This is a genomic window from Sciscionella sediminilitoris (assembly GCF_000737195.2).
Lineage (GTDB): Bacteria > Actinomycetota > Actinomycetes > Mycobacteriales > Pseudonocardiaceae > Sciscionella > Sciscionella sediminilitoris.
Map to the genome: position 1 here is coordinate 61,148 of NZ_JALM01000074.1, position 19,607 is coordinate 80,754.

General features: G+C 69.6%; 21 protein-coding genes. 5 read left to right on the plus strand and 16 right to left on the minus strand.

Annotation, left to right across the window (positions count from 1 at the left end):
* Positions 1-4: 4 nt before the first annotated feature.
* From AD72_RS25830 to AD72_RS25855, 6 genes are all read right to left on the minus strand, one after another.
* Positions 5-868 carry a 3-hydroxyacyl-CoA dehydrogenase family protein gene (locus AD72_RS25830; protein ID WP_031469183.1) on the minus strand — a complete coding sequence of 288 codons (864 nt, stop codon included), beginning with the start codon at positions 866-868 and terminating at the stop codon, positions 5-7.
* Between the two features lie 5 nt (positions 869-873).
* Positions 874-1,773, minus strand: coding sequence for an SMP-30/gluconolactonase/LRE family protein (locus AD72_RS25835; protein ID WP_031469184.1), 900 nt, complete (start codon positions 1,771-1,773; stop codon positions 874-876).
* 2 nt (positions 1,774-1,775) lie between these two features.
* The gene (locus AD72_RS25840) at positions 1,776-3,257 is read right to left on the minus strand and encodes a CoA transferase (RefSeq protein WP_031469185.1); all 1,482 of its coding nucleotides are present in this window, start codon (positions 3,255-3,257) and stop codon (positions 1,776-1,778) included.
* Entirely contained in the window at positions 3,254-4,126 is an 873-nt protein-coding gene (locus tag AD72_RS25845) for a 3-hydroxyacyl-CoA dehydrogenase NAD-binding domain-containing protein (protein WP_031469186.1), read from the minus strand. Before AD72_RS25845 ends, AD72_RS25840 begins: the two co-directional genes overlap by 4 nt.
* Positions 4,127-4,208: 82 nt before the next feature.
* Complete coding sequence (locus AD72_RS25850) at positions 4,209-5,369, minus strand: acyl-CoA dehydrogenase family protein (RefSeq protein WP_031469187.1); 1,161 nt, start codon at positions 5,367-5,369, stop codon at positions 4,209-4,211.
* Between the two features lie 13 nt (positions 5,370-5,382).
* Positions 5,383-6,555: an acyl-CoA dehydrogenase family protein gene (locus tag AD72_RS25855; protein ID WP_031469188.1), complete on the minus strand. Its 1,173-nt coding sequence runs from the start codon at positions 6,553-6,555 to the stop codon at positions 5,383-5,385.
* A 161-nt stretch (positions 6,556-6,716) separates the two neighbouring features.
* Here AD72_RS25855 and AD72_RS25860 point away from each other — a divergent pair, with 161 nt between their 5' ends.
* Positions 6,717-7,586, plus strand: a complete 870-nt coding sequence (locus AD72_RS25860) for a LysR family transcriptional regulator (protein WP_231644966.1) — start codon at positions 6,717-6,719, stop codon at positions 7,584-7,586.
* Between the two features lie 9 nt (positions 7,587-7,595).
* Here the strand turns inward: AD72_RS25860 and AD72_RS25865 are convergent, their stop codons facing one another.
* The 5 genes from AD72_RS25865 to AD72_RS25885 all read right to left on the minus strand — a co-directional run bounded on the left by AD72_RS25865 (position 7,596) and on the right by AD72_RS25885 (position 10,296).
* A complete protein-coding gene (locus tag AD72_RS25865; protein WP_063890800.1) occupies positions 7,596-8,507 on the minus strand; it encodes a universal stress protein in 912 nt (303 codons plus the stop codon).
* A 92-nt stretch (positions 8,508-8,599) separates the two neighbouring features.
* On the minus strand, positions 8,600-9,100 hold the full coding sequence (locus AD72_RS25870) for a sigma factor-like helix-turn-helix DNA-binding protein (protein ID WP_051899024.1): 501 nt from the start codon (positions 9,098-9,100) through the stop codon (positions 8,600-8,602).
* Complete coding sequence (locus tag AD72_RS25875) at positions 9,097-9,324, minus strand: hypothetical protein (RefSeq protein ID WP_156365379.1); 228 nt, start codon at positions 9,322-9,324, stop codon at positions 9,097-9,099. The genes AD72_RS25870 and AD72_RS25875 overlap by 4 nt, the downstream gene beginning before the upstream one ends.
* Positions 9,325-9,416: 92 nt before the next feature.
* Positions 9,417-9,866, minus strand: coding sequence for an SRPBCC family protein (locus AD72_RS25880; protein ID WP_037347329.1), 450 nt, complete (start codon positions 9,864-9,866; stop codon positions 9,417-9,419).
* Positions 9,859-10,296, minus strand: a complete 438-nt coding sequence (locus tag AD72_RS25885; RefSeq protein WP_031469194.1) for a VOC family protein — start codon at positions 10,294-10,296, stop codon at positions 9,859-9,861. The genes AD72_RS25880 and AD72_RS25885 overlap by 8 nt, the downstream gene beginning before the upstream one ends.
* 66 nt (positions 10,297-10,362) lie before the next feature.
* Between AD72_RS25885 and AD72_RS25890 the strand changes: the two genes are divergently transcribed.
* Positions 10,363-10,935 (plus strand): putative immunity protein, encoded by a 573-nt coding sequence (locus AD72_RS25890; protein WP_037347332.1) that lies wholly within the window; start codon positions 10,363-10,365, stop codon positions 10,933-10,935.
* Here AD72_RS25890 and AD72_RS25895 read toward each other — a convergent pair.
* The 5 genes from AD72_RS25895 to AD72_RS25915 all read right to left on the minus strand — a co-directional run bounded on the left by AD72_RS25895 (position 10,910) and on the right by AD72_RS25915 (position 15,957).
* Positions 10,910-12,091 (minus strand): acyl-CoA dehydrogenase family protein, encoded by a 1,182-nt coding sequence (locus tag AD72_RS25895; RefSeq protein WP_031469196.1) that lies wholly within the window; start codon positions 12,089-12,091, stop codon positions 10,910-10,912. The genes AD72_RS25890 and AD72_RS25895 overlap by 26 nt on opposite strands.
* Positions 12,092-12,102: 11 nt before the next feature.
* Positions 12,103-13,290: a CaiB/BaiF CoA transferase family protein gene (locus AD72_RS25900; RefSeq protein WP_082469171.1), complete on the minus strand. Its 1,188-nt coding sequence runs from the start codon at positions 13,288-13,290 to the stop codon at positions 12,103-12,105.
* Between the two features lie 134 nt (positions 13,291-13,424).
* Positions 13,425-14,315, minus strand: a complete 891-nt coding sequence (locus tag AD72_RS25905; RefSeq protein WP_031469198.1) for a LysR family transcriptional regulator — start codon at positions 14,313-14,315, stop codon at positions 13,425-13,427.
* A 29-nt stretch (positions 14,316-14,344) separates the two neighbouring features.
* The gene (gene dhaL / locus AD72_RS25910) at positions 14,345-14,953 is read right to left on the minus strand and encodes a dihydroxyacetone kinase subunit DhaL (RefSeq protein ID WP_031469199.1); all 609 of its coding nucleotides are present in this window, start codon (positions 14,951-14,953) and stop codon (positions 14,345-14,347) included.
* Between the two features lie 11 nt (positions 14,954-14,964).
* Complete coding sequence (locus AD72_RS25915; protein ID WP_031469200.1) at positions 14,965-15,957, minus strand: dihydroxyacetone kinase subunit DhaK; 993 nt, start codon at positions 15,955-15,957, stop codon at positions 14,965-14,967.
* Positions 15,958-16,074: 117 nt separating this feature from the next.
* Between AD72_RS25915 and AD72_RS25920 the strand changes: the two genes are divergently transcribed.
* The 3 genes from AD72_RS25920 to AD72_RS25930 all read left to right on the plus strand — a co-directional run bounded on the left by AD72_RS25920 (position 16,075) and on the right by AD72_RS25930 (position 19,567).
* Positions 16,075-16,818, plus strand: a complete 744-nt coding sequence (locus AD72_RS25920) for an IclR family transcriptional regulator (RefSeq protein ID WP_031469201.1) — start codon at positions 16,075-16,077, stop codon at positions 16,816-16,818.
* A 45-nt stretch (positions 16,819-16,863) separates the two neighbouring features.
* Positions 16,864-18,261: a PucR family transcriptional regulator gene (locus tag AD72_RS25925; RefSeq protein ID WP_031469202.1), complete on the plus strand. Its 1,398-nt coding sequence runs from the start codon at positions 16,864-16,866 to the stop codon at positions 18,259-18,261.
* A 160-nt stretch (positions 18,262-18,421) separates the two neighbouring features.
* A complete protein-coding gene (locus tag AD72_RS25930) occupies positions 18,422-19,567 on the plus strand; it encodes a beta-1,3-glucanase family protein (RefSeq protein ID WP_051899025.1) in 1,146 nt (381 codons plus the stop codon).
* Positions 19,568-19,607: the final 40 nt, after the last annotated feature.

Genomic DNA, 19,607 nt, shown 5'->3' on the forward strand with positions numbered 1-19,607 from the left:
CCGCTCACGGATGCGGGTAGAAACCCTCGCCGGACTTCACGCCGAGTTTGCCCGCATCCACGTAGCGGTGCAGCAGGTCCCGCGGTCCGCGCGGCAGATCCGGGTTCTCCCGCGCGTAGTGCTCCTCGATGTCCAGGACCACGTCCAGGCCGACCTGATCCATCATCTGGAAGGGCCCGGCGGGCAGGTGCCAGTTGAGCCGGAACATCGCGTCCACGTCCTCGGGGCGCGCCACGCCCTCGGCGACCACGGCGAGCGATTCCCGTTTGATGGCGGCCCAGACGCGGTTGAAGATGAACCCGACGCTTTCCCTGCGGGCCTCGAACGGGTGGATGTCGAACTCCGGCAGCACCGCGAGCAGGGTGTCGAGCAGCCCGCGTTCGGTCTCGCCATCGGACATGAGGTCCACGGCCTTCGCCTCCGGCGGCATGTAGAAGTGCATATTGCACAGCCGCTTCGGATCCCGGACGCGTTCGGTCATCAGCCGCGAGGGATAGGAGGAGGAGTTGGTGGTGAAGATCGTGTCCGCGGGCGCGGCGGCGTCGATCTCGCCCCACAGCGGGATTTTCACGTCCAGCCGCTCCGGTACCGCCTCCACGACGAGCCAGGCCCGCGCCACGGCCTCGGCGACCGATTCCGCCGCGACCGCCTTGCCGGGCGTACCGGAACCGCGTGCGGTGATCAGCCCCGGCAGTTCCCCGGCCACGGACTCGGTTGCCGCCCGGGCCTGCTCGGCGCTCGGATCGTAGACGCGCACGGTCCCGCCGCGGGAGGCGAACATCAGCGCGATCCGGCGGCCGAGTGTCCCGGCACCGAACACCGCGACCGGGCGGTCCTGGATGTCGGCGAACGAGAAGGTGTACGGCATGGTGCTCACGCTCCGATCCCGGCGAGCCCGGTGCAGTGGTCCCGCAGCCGTACGAACACGCGAGCCTCGCCGCCACCGGCTTCCGGCAACGGGACCACGCTGATCCGCCCGCCCAGATCGGAGACGTAGGCGCGATCGGTGTCCACGGCGAGACCGATGGCCTCGCTGAACCCACCGGCGAGGATCTCCGGTTCGGCGCCCTTCTCCCCCGCCGCCGGGACCGGCGCGCGGTTGAGCGTGTTGCCCGCGGGCTCCGCCCCGCGATCGGTCCAGTACAGCCATCCGCCGCGCAGTTCGAGGTCGATCGGTTCCGGAAGTCCGTCCCAGAGCACCTCGATGTCCGAGCGGGTGGCAGCGGTCTCGCCTCCGGGAATCTCCAGGCCCGCGCGCAGGATCCGGCCCGCCCCGCCCTTGCTCGGGCCCTTCTGCGTCCAGTACAGGTATCCGGCCGCGCGGTCCACGGCCACCCCGACGCATTCCTGCAACCCGCTCGCATCGGGGGTGTTCACCACGAGATCGGTCAGCCCGGTCCCGTCGGCGCGTACCCGGCTGACGCGGAATCCCTCGCGGTCGCCCCAGTACAGGGTGCCCGCTCGGTCCGAGGCGAGCTGTTTGCCGGTGGTGATCGTGCCCGGGGCGAGCACATCGCGCACCTCGGTCCCGTCCAGCCGCATCGCGTGCAGTCCGCCGTCGCGCGCGGTGTAATCCATGCCCGCCTCGCCCGGAATCTCCGGATCGAGCACCGGTTTGCCCATCGTGGTCCAGTAGATCGTCCCGTTCTCGACCACCACGCCGTCCGGAGACCAGCCGCCGCGTTCCCGGATCGTCGTGACGTTCCCGTTCTCGGTGTCGATGCGGTAGACGGCTCCGGTGCGTACACCGAGCACCACCAGTTCCGCGAACATGTTTACCTCCACTCCGGCCGGTGCGATCCCCGCGGGATCCACGGATTCGTGTAATAGCCCGGTGTCGCCGACATCCGGATCTGCTCGGTGACCCCGCGATAGCGGCCGAGCGCGGTGTCCGCGGTGAAGGTCTCCGGGTCCAGGTACTCGTGTCCGGGCGCGATCCCCGCGACACTCGCCGCGTACTCCTTGTCCAGCAGCCCGAGGCTCAGCAACCACAGCGCCACCCGGGTCAGGGACACCATCACCCGGTAGGAACCGCCGTACTCCGCGCGCAGCATGAGCGCGCGCAGGATGCCCAGCTGCAGGAACCAGGAGGTGATGTAGTCGTTCACCACGGGAACCGCGGGAAGGGAGGGCACTCCGTTCTCCCCTTCGAGCAGCATCACCCCGGCGAGACAGCCCGCGGTCTGGTCGAAGCCGACCCGGCCCGCCCACGGCCCGCTGTCCCCGTTCAGGGTCACCTCGGCGTGCACGATCCCGGGCCGGATCGCGGCCGCGGAACTCGCGTCCAGTCCGTGCCGGGCCAGATAACCGGGCCGGCGATTCGCGTAGCAGACATCCGCTCCGGCGAGCAGCCCGCGCATCGTCTGCTGATCGGCCGCCCGTCTCAGGTCCAGCTTCGTGGACCGCACGCCGACGTTGGAGGTGCCGTACAGCAGCGGGAGTTCGTACTCGTCCGGGTCCCAGACGTTGAGCACATCGGCCCCGTGCAGCGCCAGGGCCCGGCCGCACCCGGCCCCGGCGATGATGTGCGCGCGGCCCAGCGCCCGGATGCCCTCCAGCGGCGCCGCGGCATCTCCGGTGAACGGTTCGGGTTCGCTGTCCCCGATCTTCTCCACCCGTACCGGGGGCAGCTGCGCCAGCACCGAACGGTACTGCTCGGTGGCCATCAGCTCCTCGGTCGTGCGCAGTACCGGCATGATCACGCCCGCCCGCTCGGCGGCCTCCTCCAGTTCGAAGGAGTTCCATCCCGCGATCGCCCGGCGCACCGACTCTTCCCGTTCCGGAACCCCGAGCAGCGCCGAGGCGTCGTTGCGCAGTTTCGGGTACGGGCCGATCGGGTGCACCCAGCGGCCGTCCGCGGTCTCGTAGAAGCGGTCCGCGTTGAACGCCGGATCGACCCGTGCGGGATCACCGAGCGGATAACCGTCCAGCAGTTCCCATTTCTTGTCGTAGAAGGGACACAGCCGGTGCGGGGCGACCCGCAGATCCATCGCGATGTCCTGCCCGCGCCCGCCGCGCATCCGCCAGATCTTCGCGATCGCCACCGATTTCGCGGCCAGGGCGAGCGAGGTGGCACCGGCAAGGCGCAGCGCGCCGGGCAGCACCGGATCGGCACCGGTGAACTCGACGCTGCCGCCGCAGTCGGATTCGGTCAGGCCCACCGCGCCGAGCAGTTCGCCGAGCGGCGCGTGCAGGTCGTACTCATCGCTGGTCGCGGGTTTGGCCAGCGCGGTCTCGAGTTCCCCGGTCAGGCTCATTTCCGCGCCCCCGCCGAGTCGAGCGCGCCCAGGATCGCCCGGGTCGCGCGGTCGCGCTGCTCGACATGTTCGCGGTAATTCTCCGCTCCGGTGCCGTACACGCGCTCGACGTCCTCGAACACGTCCTCCAGGTGTTCCCGGTCCGGATGCCCGATCTCGAAGGTCATCTGCGAGCCGACGTGCCCGACCAGGTGCCGCATCCCGTCCGGGCCACCGCCGAGATGCATGCTCTCGAACGGCCCGATGGTGGCCCAGCGCAGCCCGAGCGAGGCCTTGACCAGTTCGTCCAGGTCCTCCGGGGCGATCACGCCCTGCTGCACCAGGTACATCGCCTGGTCGTTGAACACCTTCTGCAGCCGGTTGCCGACGAACCCGGGGACTTCCTTGCGGAGCTTGATGGGCAGCTTGCCGAGTGCGCGGTAGACCTCGACCGCGCGGTCCACGGTCTCCGGTGCGGTTTCCGTGCCGGGCACCACTTCGACGAGCGGCATCAGCTGGGGCGGGTTGAACGGGTGCCCGATCACGATGCGCCCGGCCGCCGCATTGCCTTCGGCGATCACCGAGGGCAGCAGCGAGGAGGAGGACGAGGCCAGTACGACGTCCTCCCCGGTGTTCGCCGCGAGCGCGGCGAACAGCTCGTGTTTGAGCTCGATCCGCTCCGGACCGGACTCCTGTACGAAGTCCGCTCCGTCCGCGGCCGCCGCCGGATCGGCGACCGCGGTCGCGGGCAGCCCGGCCAGTTGTTCGGCCACGAGCTCGGCCAGATCCGGGCGCGGATCGCTGACCCGAACCTCCCAGCCCGCCTCGGCGAACAACCGGGCCCACGACATTCCGATGACACCCGCTCCCACGATCGCGACGACCGGCATCACGCACTCCCTTTCTCTTCGACTCCCCGTTGTCCGTGTTCCTCTGGCGCTGTTCCTCTGGCGCTGTCACAAGCGTTGTCTGTCACACGGCGTTGTCCAGCAGTGCGCTCGGCGCCGACAGTGCCGTCTCCGCGGCGACCGCACGGCGGCGTGCCGCGGTCAGTCCGCCGAAGCTCTCGGTGATCGCGATCAGCCGGGCGGCGTGGTGCGCGACCTCGGCCTCGTAGGTCATCCCGATTCCGCCGTGCAGCTGGACGATCTCCTCCGCCGCCTCGGTCGCCGCCTCACCGACGAACACGAACGCGTCGTCCGCCGCCGCGGCGAGGTCCACATCCGCGCCGTTGTCGTAGGCCTCGACCGTCGCGGTCGCCCACAGGGCCATCGAGCGGGCGAGTTCGACCCGCGCGTACAGGTCCGCCGCACGATGCACGAGCGCCTGGAAGGTGGACAGCGGAACCCCGAACTGCTTGCGGTTCTTGAGGTATTCCACGGTTTTCCCGAGCCCGGTCTCCATCAGGCCGACCGCCTCGCCGAGCACGGCCACCCGTGCCCTGGCGAACACGGTGCCCAGAGCGTCGGTGGCATCGGTTCCGGACGCACCGAGCAGCGTCGCCGGGGTCCCGGAGAACTCGAGCTGCGCGGCATGGCTCCAGTCCGCGCCGCGCCCCTCGGTGCGCTGCACGCCCGGCGCGTCCGCGGCCACCAGGTAGACCCCGGTGGTGTTCCCGTCCAGGGCGGTGACGAGGAAACTCCCCGCCTGATCGGCCTGTCGCACCGGCGCTTTCACCCCGGAAAGCGCCACCGAGCCGTCCGCGGCGGCCGCGGCGGTGACCGCGGGCGCGGCGCCCCACGGCCGTCCCGGTTCGGCGTGCGCGAGCGCGATCGTCGTGCTGCCCTCGGCGAGCGCGGGCAGCAGCTGCTTGGCCTGTTCCTCGGTGCCCAGCGCGGTGATCAGCCAGGAGGGCAGCACCACGCCGTCCAGCAGTGGCTCGGCCGCGGCGTGCTTGCCGAGTGCTTCGAGGGTCGCGTACAGCTCGACCGGTCCGGCACCGACTCCGCCGTGCTCACCGGAAACGGCCAGCCCCATCAGGCCCAGTTCGGCCAGGGTGTTCCACACATCCGCGTTCCAGCCCAGTTCCGAATCGGTGGCTTCGGCGCGCCCGCCCGCCTGGTAACCACGGCCGACCGCGGCGTCCACGGTCTCGAAAAGCAGCCGCTGGTCTTCGTTGAATTCGAGGTTCATGATCCGCGCCCTTCTACAGTCCGAGGATGGTCTTGGCGATGACGCCGCGCTGAATTTCGTTGGAGCCGCCGAAGATCGACAGCTTGCGGTGGTTGAGGTACTGCGCGGCCGCCACGCTCGCCGCCTCATCGGCCTGCAGGGCCTGCTCGGTCGGCACCAGCATCCCGTCCGCGCCCGCGGCGCGCATCCGCAGCTTCGTGAGCTCCTGCAATGCCCGGGTACCTTCCATCTTGAGCAGCGAGGAGACCGGGCTCGCGGCACCGTTCTCCGAAGCGCCCGTCACGCGCATCTGGGTCGCCTCGAGCGCGAGCAGGGTGGTCTTGGCGCGGTGCATCGCGGCGCGGAATTGCGGGTCTTCGGCCAGGGTCGCGGTCTCGGTCGGCGCGTCCGTGGCGAACGCGGCCAGATCGGCGAAGATCCGCTGCGCGGTGCCGACCTGGGCGATGCCGTTGCGCTCGTTGCCGAGCAGGAACTTCGCGTAGCTCCAGCCCTTGTTCTCCTCGCCGACCAGGTTCTCCGCCGGGATGCGCACATTGTCGAAGAAGAACTCGTTGACCTCGGCGCTGCCGTCGACCAGTTTGATGGGGCGTCGTTCGATCCCCGGCGAGGTCATGTCCATCAGCAGGAACGAGAGGCCCTGCTGTTTGCGCGGCGCGTCCGGATCGGTGCGGGCCAGCACGAACATCCACTCACCGTGCTGCCCGAGAGTGGTCCAGGTCTTCTGACCGTTGAGGATGTAGACATCGCCCTCGCGCCGCGCCGTGGTGCGCAGCGAGGCGAGATCGGATCCGGCCTCGGGTTCGGAGAAGCCCTGCGACCACCAGATGTCCAGATTCGCCGTGGCGGGAAGGAACTGGCGTTTCTGTTCCTCGCTGCCGAATTCGGCGATGATCGGGCCGACCATGCTGACGTTGAAGGCCAGCGGCTGCGGTACGGCATTGCGCTGCAGTTCCGAGGCGTAGATGTGGGACTGCGTCGGCGTCCACTCCTTGCCGCCCCATTCGGCCGGCCAGTGCGGCACGGCGAGCCCGTGCGCGTTCAGCGTCCGCTGCGTGGTGACGATGTCCTCGCGGGTGGTCTCGTTCAGCGCACTGCGCCTGCGGATGTCCTCGGAGATCTCGCCGAGGAACACCTCCCGTAGACCGTCCCGGAATTTCCTGTCCTCGCCGGACAACTCCAGATCCATGGCTCGCCTTCCTTTCCGCGACACTTCGCTGCTCCGCGTTCCGCGACGATCTTGCTCTACCCCCGACCTTAGGTACCACTCGGTAACCAGGGAATGACCGAGTACATCAGGGCGGTATGTCCACAGTGATAACACCGCCGAGTACGCTGCGCAGCGTGGAGATGCACCACCTGCGGTACTTCCTGGCGGTCGCTCGGGAGCTGAATTTCACCCGAGCGGCGCGCTCGCTGAACATGTCGGTGCCGCCGTTGAGTCAACGCATCCGGGCACTGGAGCGCGAGCTGGGTGAACCGCTGTTCGATCGCTCCACCCATCACACCCGGCTGTCCTCGGCCGGTGAGACGCTGCTGCCGCTCGCCGAGTCCGTCGTCGCCCAGTTCGACGCGATCCCCGCGCAGATCAGCGCCCGCGACCGGCGCACCGATGTCCGGCTGGCGATCCCGGATCTGCTCAATCCCGCGCACCGGCGCAGGCTCGGCGAGTCGATCCGCGCGTTCGAGGATTCGCACCGGTTCACGCTGCGCCAGATGCCCTCGCTGGACATGGAATCCGCGCTGCTGAGCAATTCCCTCGATCTGGCGATATCGCACCTTGGCACCAGCGACAACCGGCTCGCCACGATCGTGTTGTACCGGGAACCGCTCGGCGTGGTCGTGGACGCGACCCGGTTTCCCGGCCGCACCGCGCTCACCCTCGCCGATCTGCGGGGTTTCTCCTACATCCAGGGTCCGCGGCACTGGGATCTCGGGGCGCGCCGCGCCGAGCAGTTCGCCGAGCTGGGCATCCTCGTCGACCAGGGCGCCCAGTACTCCGATCCGAGCGGGCTGCTGGTGTTCCTGCGCAGTACCAAGGGTTTCGGGCTCGTACCGCTCGAATCCGCGGCCGCGTTCGGGCTGCATTCGGGTGAGTTCGCGATCCTCCCGATCCAGGACCTCGACGCGCGGATCACGACCTACCTGATCCGGCGCGCCACCGATGACCGCTTCGACGAGGTGGTCGGCGTGCTGCGGCAGGCCCGCGAACCCGGATGAGCGCGGGACTCAGCGCGCGCTGTCCTTGCTCACCACCAGCACCGGGCTCTGCGCGTGGTAGACCATCGCCCTGCTCACCGAGCCGAGCACCAGTCCGGAGAACGCGCCCCGCCCGTGGCTGCCCACCACGAGCAGCCGCGCCCGGCCCGACCACTCCAGCAGCTGCCGCCGGGTCCGGTTGTGCGCCACCACCTGCTCGACCCGGACATCCGGGTACTTCTCCTGCCAGCGGGCGAGCCGGGTGGCCAGGAATCGGCGCCGCTCGGTGATCATGCTCTCGGTTCCGGTCCCTGCCGGATAGGCACCGTACTCGGCGACCGTCCAGGCGTGCACCGCGACCAGCGGGGCATCCAGCCACGCGGCCTCGTCGAACGCGGCGGCGATCGCCCGATCGGTGGCATGCCATTCGTCCACCCCGAGCACCACCGGCCCCTCCTCGGGAAGCGACCCGGCGGTCCCGCGCCCACGGACCACCACGACCGGGCAGTGCGCGTGCGTGGCGACCGCCTCTGTGGTCGAGCCCGCCAGTATCCCGGGGAATCCGCCGTAACCGGTGGCGCCGAGCACCACCGTCCGCGCGAACCCGGACAGCGCGACCAGCGCCTCACCCGGATACTCCGAGACCAGCCCACTGGTCACGGTGATCCCCGCGCCACCGGATTCCTTCTCCACGAACTGCTCGGCGGCCCGCAACAGCACCCGGCCCGCCCGGCAGGCCTGCGCCACCAGATCGAGCGGGCGCCAGTAGTTCTGTCCACCGACCGGAAGCCCCGTCGCGTGCACCAGATGCAGCCCGACTCCGCGGCCGGTCACCTCGCGAATCGCCCAGCGCAACGCGAGGTTCGACGCCGGGGAACCGTCCACCCCGACCACCACCGCGCCACAGGCGGGGCTTCCGGCGTTCTCTGCTGATTCGCGCATACCCCCAGACTGGTGCCGGACGGCGCCCCGGGCGTAGGGGCAAAGGGCACTCCCCGATGCGCCAGTGGTCCCTGCTCCCGGAGGCCGCGCGGTCAGCAGGCCCGCATATCGCCCGCCGCATCCTCCCTGCGGGACGCGGTACCGATCCCGAGGTCGTCGGCCAGCGCCGTGCGCGCATAGGCCACCCGGTCCCGCAGCACCTCCACCGAGCAGCCGCAGGCCGAGGCCGCCTCGGTCACCGGGAGACCGGCCACCGCGGTGAGCAGCAGCGCCTCCCGGGGTTCCACGGCCAGCCGGTCCACCGCCTCGGCGAGCGCCCCGCGCAGCAGCGTGGCGGGATGCCGCCCGGCTTCCGCGGCCCGGGGCCCGGTACCGCGGCGGGCACGTTCCTCGGCGCAGACTCCCCTGGCGATCCCGGCCAGCCAGGACAGCGGGGTGTCCGCTGCTGCCGATCCCGAACGAATGGCCAGGTAGTAGGTGCGGGCGGCCAGTTCCTCCGCCGAATCCGGATCCACCAGCGCCGCGCACACCCGCCACACCCGCGGTCCGGTGCGCTCGAGCAGCCGCCGGACCTCGGCGGTCTCCTCGGTCACTCCTGCCCCTCCGATCCGCCGGGCTCGTCGAGTGCGCCGTGTTCGCGCAGATTGTGCATGATGCGCTCGGTGAGCCCCTCCGGATCGGGTGGCCCCGCCTTCAGGGTGTCGAGCAGCTCGTCGATGGTGTCCGCGGGCCGGGCGGCCGGGCGATTCCGTGGGCAGGCCGGATTCCCGCACGCGCGCGATCCGCAGGCCGGTGGCTGCGGCTCGGTCGCGGGCACCACCGGAAGGAGCGAGACCTCACCGATCCAACAACACCGCATATGGGACTGGTCGGATATGAGGCCCCGGCAGTTCCCTCGAGTGACATGGGTCACTCGAAGATGTCGGCCAGCCGGTCGATCGAGGCCCGCAACCCGTCCTGGTCCAGCACCGGGAGCCGGTCGAGCATCGCCCGATAACGGAATGCCGACCAGTCGTAGGTGAGCGTCACCCGGGTACGCCCGGCCTCGAGCGGAACGAGGCGCCACGTCCAGGTGTGCCCGGCGGGCGACTCCCCTGGCGTCGCGGGAGCCCAGCCGATGGCGCGGTCCGGTTCGAAGGTCACCACATGGTTCTCCACCCGGTGCGCACCCTTGACCGGGTTCTCCATGTCCATCACGAAGACCTCGCCCGCCGCGGTCACCGTGGAGTCCCGCACGCATCCCCGGACCATGCCGCTCGTGTCGATGCGCCGGTGTTCCGCGGGCCTGGCGAGGAACGCGAAGATCCGGTCCGCACGCGCCGCGATGATCCGGGTGACCTCGAGGCTGCACTCAGGCATGGTCCGGGCCCGCCACGAACACGCAGAACGGGTGCCCCTCGGGATCGGCGTAGACGCAAAGCGGTTCGACCGGATCATCCGTTCGGTCGTAGAGCAGCCGCGCGCCGAGCCGCACGGCGCGCAGATGCTGGCGTTCCAGATCGGTCTTCGTGGGGACGGTGAGGTCCAGGTGCAGCTGCTGCGGCACCGGTCCGTGCGGCCAGGTCGGCTCGGACAGCTCGGCGACCTGTTGGAAGGCGAGGCGGAACGCGGTCGCGGGATCCCGCAGCACCAGCCAGTCCGCGCCGTGGGTATCGGGCTCCCCCACCGCCGGTGGTTCGTCACCCTGGCGGTAGCGCAGCCCGAGGAACTTCCGGTAGAACTCGGCCAGCGCGCGTGCGTCGGTGGTGTCCAGCACGGTCTGCCGGAGTACCGGCAGCGCTTCACTCATGCACCCATTCTGCCGAGCACGTCAATCGGATGGCCCTGGCCGCAACACATTCAGTAGGGTGCCGCCATGGTGGAGGGCTCCACGACCATCCAACTCAGCATGGCCGAACTGCGTGCGGTGGCGGGCTATGCAGCGGCCTGCGCGCGCACCGCACTGCCGATCTTCACCGAAGCCCGCCCCGGGGACCCGCGCCCGCGATCCGCGGTCGGGGCCGCCCAGGAATTCGCAGACGGGGCCAGGCGGAGCAAGCTGATCCGGGACAGTGCCTGGGCGGCTCAGCGGGCCGCCCAGGAAACCCGGGACGCGGGCCAAGCCGCCGCGAGCGAGGCAGCCCGGGCGGCACTGGCCGCGGCCAGTGCCGCGTACCTCCATCCCTTGGCCAAAGCCACCCAGGTCAAGCACATCCTCGGCGCGGCGGCGCATGCCGCACGGGCGTTCGAGCTCGCCGCCGGAGACGATCCCGCAGTGGGAACCGAACAACTCGCGCGGTCGCGGGAGCTGGCGGATCCTCTCGTGGTGGAGGTCCTGCACCGCTATCCCGCGGCTCCGGGTGGCGGTGCGCGAACCGGGGAACTGATCCGTCAGCTGGACGCCTGGCTGCGCTGCTGCGCGGTCACGCGAAGGCGCTGTGCCCGGTGATGGATTTCCCCACGATCAGCGTGTTCATCTCCCGGGAGCCTTCGAAGGAGTACACCGCCTCGGCGTCGGCGAAGAACTTCGCGATCTCGTAGTCGAGCACGATTCCGTTGCCGCCGAACAGTTCCCGCGCCCAGGAGACGACCTCGCGCATCCGGGTGGTGGTGAACGCCTTCGCCAGTGCGGCCTGATCGGCTCGCGCCTCGCCGCGCTCGATGAGCTCGTTGAGGCGCACCACCATGCCGAACATCGCGGTGATATCGCCGAGCATCTTCACCAGCAGGTCCTGGATCAGCTGGAAACCGCCGATCGGCTTACCGAACTGCACCCGCCGCGTGGCGTATTCCCGCGCGAGTTCGTAGGCGCGGACCGCGATCCCGAGTGCCTGCCAGGCGACCCCGCCCCTGGTACGGGCGAGCACCTTCGCGGTGTCCCGGAAGCTGTTGATGCGCTGGAGCCGGTTCGCTTCCGGCACCCGCACGCCATCGAGGGTGATGTCCGCGTTCTGCACGGTGCGCAGTGCGATCTTGCCCTCGATCTTGCTCGTGGTGAACCCCGGCGTGCCGTGCTCCACCACGAACCCCTTGACATTGCCATCGGCCACATCCCGGGCCCACACGACCACGAGATCGGCGAAGGTGCCGTTCCCGATCCAGCGCTTCGCCCCGTCCAGCACCCAGTGCTCGCCGTCTCGGCGCGCGGTGGTGCGCATGCCGCCCGCCACATCGGAACCGCCCTCCGGTTCGGTGAGCGCGAAGGCGCCGATCTTGCGCATCGCCACCATGTCCGGGATCCAGCGGCGGTGCTGCTCCTCGTCGCCCCCGCCGTGGATGGAGCCGAGCGCGAGCCCGGTGTGCACACCGGAGAACACCGCGAAGGAGGGATCGATGCGGTTCAGCTCCAGGCTGAGAAAACCCGGGAAGAGCGCACTGCGCGCTTTTCCGTCGCCGTACTCCGGGTACTGGTAACCGGCCAGCTTCAGCTCGGCGAATTTCCCGATGGCCTCGGCCGGGAATTCGCCGCTGTCCCACGCCTTGTTCGCGATCGGTGTGATCTCGCGTTCCAGATAGGCCCGGATGTCGGCGAGCTCGGCGCGCTCCTCGGCGGAAAGCAGTTCGGCGAACCCGAAGAAGTCCGCTTCCTCGTGTACCTGTGCCATGCTCGATGCTCCTATTCCTGTCCGGCGGTCTCGGTCGCGCCCAGTTCGGCGAGAATCTCCGCGCCGTCCTGGCCGGGGAGCGGGGCGTGCCTGCGGACGCTCGCCGGGGTGCGGGAGAACCGCATCGGGGTTCCGATGACCCGGTAGCTGCCCTCGCTCGGGTGCTCGGCGACGTCGAGCAGGTGCCCCTCGCGCACGTACGGGTCGGCATCGGCCTCGTCCAGGCGCAGCACCGGTCCGACCGGGATGCTGTGCTCGGTGCAGACCTCGATCCATTCGGCGGTGGTCAGGTTCGGGGTGACCGATTCGATCAGCTCGGCGATCGCCGCGCCGTCGGCCTTGGCGTCGATGAATTCCCCGTTCACCCGCGGGTCCGCGGCCAGATCGTCCCGGCCCGCGGCGTGGAACAGGTCCCGGCAGTTCTGCGGGCTGTAGGGAATGATCATCGCGTGCCCGTCCTTGGTCGGCCGGGCACGGTGCCCCTTGTTCATGGACAGCGGGAAGCCCGTCTCCCCCATCGGCGGCTCGAAGATCTTGCCCTGCAGGTGTTCCACCATGTTGAAGGCGAGCAGGGTGTCGGTCATCGGCACCTCGACAAGCTGACCCTCTCCGGTGGCCCGCTGATGCACGAGCGCGGCGAGCACCGAGTACACGATGGTCAGCGCGCTCACCTTGTCCGCGAAGATCCCGGGCAGCACGACGGGTGCGCCGATGTCCCCGGCCCTCGAGGCGATGTCCAGCAGCCCGGAAGCCGCCTGCACCGTCTCGTCGTAAGCAGCCAGCGTGGCCCGGTCGGAATCGGGCCGGAATCCCTGTGCGTGCGCGTAGATGAGTTTCGGGTTCGCCTCGGCGAGGCTGTCGTAGTCCATGTGCAGCCGCCGCAGGGCGTCGATGCGCATGTTGGTGATCAGGATGTCCGCCCCGTGCACCAGTTCGAGCGCGCTGGCGTGTTCCTGTTCGTCCTTCAGGTTCAGCGCGATGCTGCGCTTGTTCCGGTTGACGTTCAGGTTCAGCGGGGTCATGCCCGGCGTGCGGTGCACGGTTCCGTTGCGGACCGTGTCCCGCGGGGATTCGATCTTGACCACATCCGCGCCGAGATCGCCGAGGATCTGCGCGGCGTACGGACCCATCACCACGGTGGACAGGTCGACGACCCGTACTCCCGCGAGCGGTCCACTGTTGTTTCCGGGAGCCTGCATTGTCATCGTCCTCCACCGGATAACGCGTCTCGTGTTTTCACCTTCGACGCTAGCCCCGGCGGAAAAGAACAATCAACGATCCGGCTGCACCGAATGGCGAACAATGGCGTGACCACAGCGGTCACGCCATTGGGTCACTCGTTCCCGGACAGCACTTCCTGGGCCAGTTCGAGAAGTTCACGCAGGTCATCACGATTTTCCCGCCAGGCGAGCCCGGTGGTTAGTGCGGGCTGGAAATCATTGAACGGCAGCACGACATTGTTCTCGGTCCGATGTTTGTGCATATCGCTTTCCGGATCGAGCATGGAAATCGCGAAGGCGGAACCGTTCGCCACGAATTCGCTGACGCTGCCGTAATCACCACTGGAAAGGGTGATCTTCTTGTTGATTCCCGCGGCCGCGATGCGCACGCCGAGCTGTTCGAAATAGGTCGGCGACATGCCCGCGGCCGGCCGGACATAGGTGTACTCGGTCAGTTCGGACAGCGATACCGATTCCCGGTCCCGGAACTCGGCCGCGGGCAGCACCGCGCCCAGTGGTTCGCTGTCGACCTCCAGGATGCCGATTCCCTCGATGTGCACCGGCAGATGCACCAGGGCCAGGCCCAGTTCTCCGCGTTGCAGCGCGGCGGCCAGATCCGCGCTGCCGCCCGGCCACCGCTTCAACCGGTATCCCGTGGCGCGGGATTCGAGTTCCTTGAGCCGTTCCCGGACCCGGCGATGCAGCCCGGGCGGCACACCGATGTAGACGGTGCGCTGGTCCGGCACGATCTCCTCGCGCAGCCGCCAGCCGATATCATCGAAGCGGCCGAGGACATCGCGCGCGATCGGCAGCAGCGCTTCACCGGCCCGAGTCAGCCCCACGTGGTGCGAGTCCCGATCGAACAGCACGACCTCGAGTTCCCGCTCCAGATCCCGCACCCGCTGGCTCAGCGGCGAGGTCGCCATGTGCAACCGCCGCGCCGCCCGGGAAAAGCTCAGCTCCTCGGCGACCGCGAGGAAATAGCGCAGGTGAAAGATCTCCACCGGTCAACCGTAACGTCTCGGCGTGCGGCTCAGCCGTTCGCGGCGGCGAAGAACATCGCCACGGTCAGCGCGCCGGGGTCCATCACTCCGCGGGCGTGCTCCCCGACGTAGCTGGCCCGGCCGCGGCGGGCGAGCAACTGCTCGGTCGATTCGGCTCCGGTACGCGCGGCCGCGGCCGCCTCCCGCAGTGCCCGATCCGGTCCCGCGTTCCGTTCGGCCGCCGCCCGCAGGGCCTGCGCGGCGGGCACCATCGCGTCCACCATGGTCTTGTGCCCCACTTCGGCTTTGCCCAGCCGCTGCACCACCGCCGCGGCGTTCCCGGCCGCGGTGGCCAGGGTGGCGTCGCTCACCGGTTCGGTGAACGCCTTGGCGAACTCCCGGAACCACATGCCGAACAGCGGGCCGCTGGTCCCGCCCGTGTTCAGGAAGGCCTCGGAGACCGCGGTGAACACGGCCGCCGGGTCCGCGGTTCCGTCCAGGTTCACCCGGGCGCGGCCGAGCGCCGACCGCAGGTTGGTGCCGTAATCGCCGTCGCCCGCCTGCCGGTCGAGTTCGGTCAGCTCACCGGTCCGGTCGAGCACGGTCGCGATGAACCGGTCGATCCAGGCGCGCACCTCCGCGCCGTCGAATGCGTCCACGTTTCGCTCCTTCACCAGGTCAGGGCCGGGGTACGGACCGGGGCGTCCCAGAGCTCGGCCAGTTCCGGATCGAGCCGGAGCAGGGTGACCGAGCAGCCGCGCATGTCCAGCGCGGTGACATACGAGCCGACGAGGGAACGGGTGATCCGGATGCCGCGCCCCGCCAGGTGTTCGTGCAGTTCGCGCGCCACGGTGGCCAGTTCGAGGCCGTGCGTGGCGCCCAGCCCGTTGACGATGGCCAGCACTTCCTCGCCCGCGGTGAGTCCGAGCGATTCGAGCAGCGGATCGGCCAGCGCGGCGGTCAGTTCCCGCGCGCTGCCGTACGGCCTGCGGCCGATGCCGTGTTCCCCGTGGATACCGACCCCGAACTCCACCTCGTCCGCGGCGAGTTCGAAGGAGGGACGGGATTCGCCGGGATGCGTGCAGGCGGCGGTGGCCAGGGCGAGCGTGCGCGCCGATGAGGTGATCCGGGCGGCCAGTTCGGCCAGCTGATCCAGGTCCGCGCCGCGCTCGGCGGCCGCCCCGCAGATCTTCTCCACCGCGAGCACGGCCGCGGTCCCCCGCCTGCCCGGCCCGTCCTCGCTCTCGGTGGCCAGATCGTCGTCCACCAGCGCGATCCGGGTCTCGATGCCTTCCTCGGCGGCCAGTTCCGCGGCGATGCCGAAGTTCAGCACGTCACCGGTGTAGTTCTTCACCACGAGCAGTACCCCGCGCCCGCGGTCGGCGGCCCGGATCGCGGCACGGATCTGATACGCGGTCGGACTGGCGAACACCGCGCCGGGCACGGCCACATCGAGCATCCCGGCACCGACGAAGCCGGTGTGCAGCGGTTCGTGCCCGGAACCGCCGCCGGACACCAGCGCCACTTTGTCGGCCGGGTCGGCGCGGATCAGGTAGGCCGGGTCGGCGCTCGCGCGCACCAGCTCCGGGTGTGAGCGCGCGAACCCGTCGAGCGCCTCGGCGACCAGCTCGTCCGGATCATTCAGCAGTGCACGTACCGGCATCCTCGCGACCATCCTTCATCGTCGAAGCTCATTCGACATTACCGAATTACCGAGGCATACTAGGCTGATCTCGCATCGCTGTAAAGCTCGCGTGCTGACCAGAGCGGGAGAGGCCTCATGATCCAGTCCGTCGACCGGGCGATCCGGGCGCTCGGATTGCTCCGGTCCGCCCGCGGCTCGCACGGCCTCAGCCTCGCCCAGCTCGCCGCGGGTCTCGAGCTCGCCCCGTCCACCGTGCACGGGATCGTCAAGACCCTGCAGGCGCACGGACTCGTGGTGCAGGAACCGCGATCCGGTCACTATCGGCTCGGCCCGGAACTGCTCAAGCTCGGCAACGTCTACCTCGGCACGCTCGAGCTGCGCTCCCGATCGGTGACCTGGTCCGCCGAACTGGCCAGGCGCACCGGTTTCGCGGTGCGCATCGGGGCCCGCACGGCAGGCGAGGTGATGATCGTGCACCACGAACCGCGCCCGGACGGGTCCCGGCAGATGGCCGAGGTCGGGCTCACCCTTCCGCTGCACGCCACCGCGCTAGGCAAGGCGGTGCTCGCGTTCACCGGTGAGGAACCCGGCGAGCTGTCGAGCATGACCGCGGACACCGTCACCGATCCGGCAGCACTCGCCGGACAGCTCGACCAGGCGCGCGCCCGTGGCCTGGCCACCGAGCAGGAGGAGGCGGTGCTCGGCGAATGCGGGCTCGCCGCGCCGATCAGCGACGCCGAATCGGTCATCGGCGCCATCGGGATCGTGGTGCCCGTCGCGGAATGGCCGGTCGCCGATCCGGTGACCGCAGCGGTGCGCGAGGCGGCCCGCACCATCTCGCACGAGCTCGGCGCGAGCGGCTGGCCCGCCGCGCGCTGAGCGCGGTCCACAGTGGACGGACGAGCACCGGCGTAGGGTGACCGGATGCTGGTTCGCGACCTGGTGACGGATCCCGAATTGCGGCTCGAACTGCGGGTGCGCGGTGCGCTGGACCGGCCGGTGCGCTGGGTGCACACGACCGAGGTCGCCGACCCCGCCCGGTTCCTGCGCGGTGGCGAGGTGGTGCTCACCGCCGGGGTGTGGCGGGACGGCGGGCTCGGCGCGGGCGAGTTCGTGGACCGGATCGCCGCCGCCGGGGTGGCCGCGATCGGCTACGGCCTGCTGCCGGACGCGCCCGAGGTTCCCGGGGAGTTTCTCGCCGCCGCGCGCCGGCATGCGCTCACCTGTTTCGTCGTCCCCGTCGAGATTCCGTTCGTACAGATCACCGAGGCATTCGTGGCGGCCAAGCGCGCCGAATGGGAAGGCCCGCTGCGCGGCCATCTCGCCGAGTACGACGCGATCGTGGCCGCGCTGCGCCGGGAACGGGGTGTGCACTCGGTGCTGCGGGTGCTCGCCAAGCACCTCGGGCTTCCGGTCGCGGTGCGCACGGCGGCTGGGTTGTTCGGGGAACCACCGGAGGCGCGGCACGGGGTGGCGCTGGTCGGTGACGGGCTCGCGGACGCCGAACTGCTGCTCCCGGTCCCGTTCGCCGAACTGGATGTCCGCCAGCGGGCCTCGGTGACCCAGGCGATGCCGTTCCTCGCCCTGGAGATCGAACGGGTCCGGGCACTGCGCGAAATGGAGTCCCGGTTCGCCGCGGAGCTGTTCGAGTGGATCCAGGCAGGCGGCCCGCAACTGCCCGCGGTGCGTTCCCGGCTGCGTTCGCTCGGCCTGCCGCCCGATGCCGAGTACGCGGGACTCGTGGTGCACGGTGCCGCACCGGAAGCGCTGGCCGCCCGGCTGACCGAGGCACTGCACGGTACCGGGATCTGCGCGGTGCGCGGGGAGGAGGTGCTCGGACTGGTCGCGGTGGACGGGGACCCGGACCGGCAGGCGGCCGCGCTGCACGGCGCGCTCGGCGATGCGGGGCTCGGTATCGGCGGCCCCGGTCCGGTGGATTCGCTGCGCGCGAGCCTGTTGCAGGCCGCGCACGCGGTGGCCGCGCTGCGCGGGGAATCCGGCCGGTTGAGCTACGCGCGGTTGTCCAGCCCGACCCTGTTGTTCGCCGCGCAGGATCCGGAGCTGCTGGCGGCCACCTCCCGGGCGGTGCTCGGCGGGGTGGCCGAACACGATCGGCGCCGGGGCAGCGAGCTGCTGCCCTCGCTGCGGGTCTTCCTGGACTGCGGCGGGCGCTGGCAGGAGGCAGCCCAGTCACTGCACGTGCACATCAACACCCTGCGCCACCGCATCGGCAAGGTCGAGGAACTGACCGGCCGCAGCCTCGGCGACACCGCCGATCGGGTGGATCTCTATCTCGCGCTCCGGGCACTGCGTGAGCACTGATCCGGGAAACAGAACTTTCGTCGTAAAGAGATGACAAAACAAGTCAATCGCCGGACCGGCTGTTGACCCTCTCCGCGCGCCCTGATTAGCGTTTTTCGCTGTTCGAACAAAGCGAACCCAGGAGGCGTTCCGATTGATTTCCCGGAGAGGTTTTCTCGGTGTGGCGACGGCGGCGACGGCAGCCGCTGCGGTGCCGGTACTCGGCCGCGGACTCGCCAGGGCGGCGGGCGGCCGGACCCCGGACACCGTTTCGCTCGCGTTCGACGACCAGACCGGAGCCGGATCCGCGTATGCCTACATAACCGGGCTCGACACGGAAAAACAGCCGGTCTTCGTCAAGGCCGACGGCTCGGTATACAAGGTCCCGTCCCCCGGTGCCCCGCACACCCCGATCGACGACTGCGCGATCCCGCTGAAATCCGCCAAGGTGACCGTGCCGAAATTGTCCGGAGCCCGGATCTACGTGGTCACCGATACGAAACTCGACTTCTTCGTGGATCCCGGACCGGCGCTGGTCCATCCGAGTTTCCTCAATGCCGATGATCCGAACTATCAACGCAACTGGTCGTTCAGCGAGTTCACCTTCAACGACGAGCAACTGTACGCGAACATCAGCTATGTCGATTTCGTCGCCTTCCCGATGGGGTTGCACCTGACCACCTCCGGGAGCGGGGAACAGGACGCCCCCGGCCTTCCGGCGGGCTCCCTCGACAAGATCTGCGACGATCTGCGCGCCGCGGGCGATCAGTGGGCCGGGCTGATCACTTCCGGAGACGGTGGCAATGTGCGCGCGCTGTCCGCGGGGCACCACAGCGACAAGTTCGGCGGTTACCTGGACGACTACATCAACCAGTGCTGGAAGAAGTACGCCGGGACGGATCTCGTGGTCGACTCGCAACGGCCCGATCTCGGCAAGTTCACCGGCCGGGTGAACGGTGACGTGCTCACCTTCGACAACGGCGAGAAGTTCACCAAGCCGGTCACCGCGGATGTGTGGAGCTGCAACAGCGGACCGTTCGCCAATGAGGGCAGCACCGCGCGCAAGGCCATCATCGCGCGCCTGGCCGCCGCGCTGAACCGCACCACGCTGCTGGACAACCCGAACCAGCCGGACGGTGAGGATCCGAAGAAGTTCTACCAGCAGGATGTCACCAACCACTACGCCAAGATCGTGCACGCCCACCTGCCGGACAACCGCGGCTACGCCTTCCCCTACGACGATGTCTCGCCGGGACCGGACTTCAGCGGCGCCGTGCAGGCCGGTGACCCGGTCGAGCTGACCATCACGGTGCACAAGTTGCATTAGGGTTCCGTTGTGCGTTCCTCCAATGCCGCGGCGCGGTCTT

Excerpts from the sequence above, each read along its gene's own strand:
- AD72_RS25830 (WP_031469183.1), bottom strand. The coding sequence starts at position 868 with ATGCCGTACACCTTCTCGTTCGCCGACATCCAGGACCGCCCGGTCGCG.
- AD72_RS25835 (WP_031469184.1), bottom strand. The coding sequence starts at position 1,773 with ATGTTCGCGGAACTGGTGGTGCTCGGTGTACGCACCGGAGCCGTCTAC.
- AD72_RS25840 (WP_031469185.1), bottom strand. The coding sequence starts at position 3,257 with ATGAGCCTGACCGGGGAACTCGAGACCGCGCTGGCCAAACCCGCGACC.
- AD72_RS25845 (WP_031469186.1), bottom strand. The coding sequence starts at position 4,126 with ATGCCGGTCGTCGCGATCGTGGGAGCGGGTGTCATCGGAATGTCGTGG.
- AD72_RS25850 (WP_031469187.1), bottom strand. The coding sequence starts at position 5,369 with ATGAACCTCGAATTCAACGAAGACCAGCGGCTGCTTTTCGAGACCGTG.
- AD72_RS25855 (WP_031469188.1), bottom strand. The coding sequence starts at position 6,555 with ATGGATCTGGAGTTGTCCGGCGAGGACAGGAAATTCCGGGACGGTCTA.
- AD72_RS25860 (WP_231644966.1), top strand. The coding sequence starts at position 6,717 with ATGCACCACCTGCGGTACTTCCTGGCGGTCGCTCGGGAGCTGAATTTC.
- AD72_RS25865 (WP_063890800.1), bottom strand. The coding sequence starts at position 8,507 with ATGCGCGAATCAGCAGAGAACGCCGGAAGCCCCGCCTGTGGCGCGGTG.
- AD72_RS25880 (WP_037347329.1), bottom strand. The coding sequence starts at position 9,866 with ATGCCTGAGTGCAGCCTCGAGGTCACCCGGATCATCGCGGCGCGTGCG.
- AD72_RS25885 (WP_031469194.1), bottom strand. The coding sequence starts at position 10,296 with ATGAGTGAAGCGCTGCCGGTACTCCGGCAGACCGTGCTGGACACCACC.
- AD72_RS25890 (WP_037347332.1), top strand. The coding sequence starts at position 10,363 with ATGGTGGAGGGCTCCACGACCATCCAACTCAGCATGGCCGAACTGCGT.
- AD72_RS25895 (WP_031469196.1), bottom strand. The coding sequence starts at position 12,091 with ATGGCACAGGTACACGAGGAAGCGGACTTCTTCGGGTTCGCCGAACTG.
- AD72_RS25900 (WP_082469171.1), bottom strand. The coding sequence starts at position 13,290 with ATGCAGGCTCCCGGAAACAACAGTGGACCGCTCGCGGGAGTACGGGTC.
- AD72_RS25915 (WP_031469200.1), bottom strand. The coding sequence starts at position 15,957 with ATGCCGGTACGTGCACTGCTGAATGATCCGGACGAGCTGGTCGCCGAG.
- AD72_RS25920 (WP_031469201.1), top strand. The coding sequence starts at position 16,075 with ATGATCCAGTCCGTCGACCGGGCGATCCGGGCGCTCGGATTGCTCCGG.
- AD72_RS25925 (WP_031469202.1), top strand. The coding sequence starts at position 16,864 with ATGCTGGTTCGCGACCTGGTGACGGATCCCGAATTGCGGCTCGAACTG.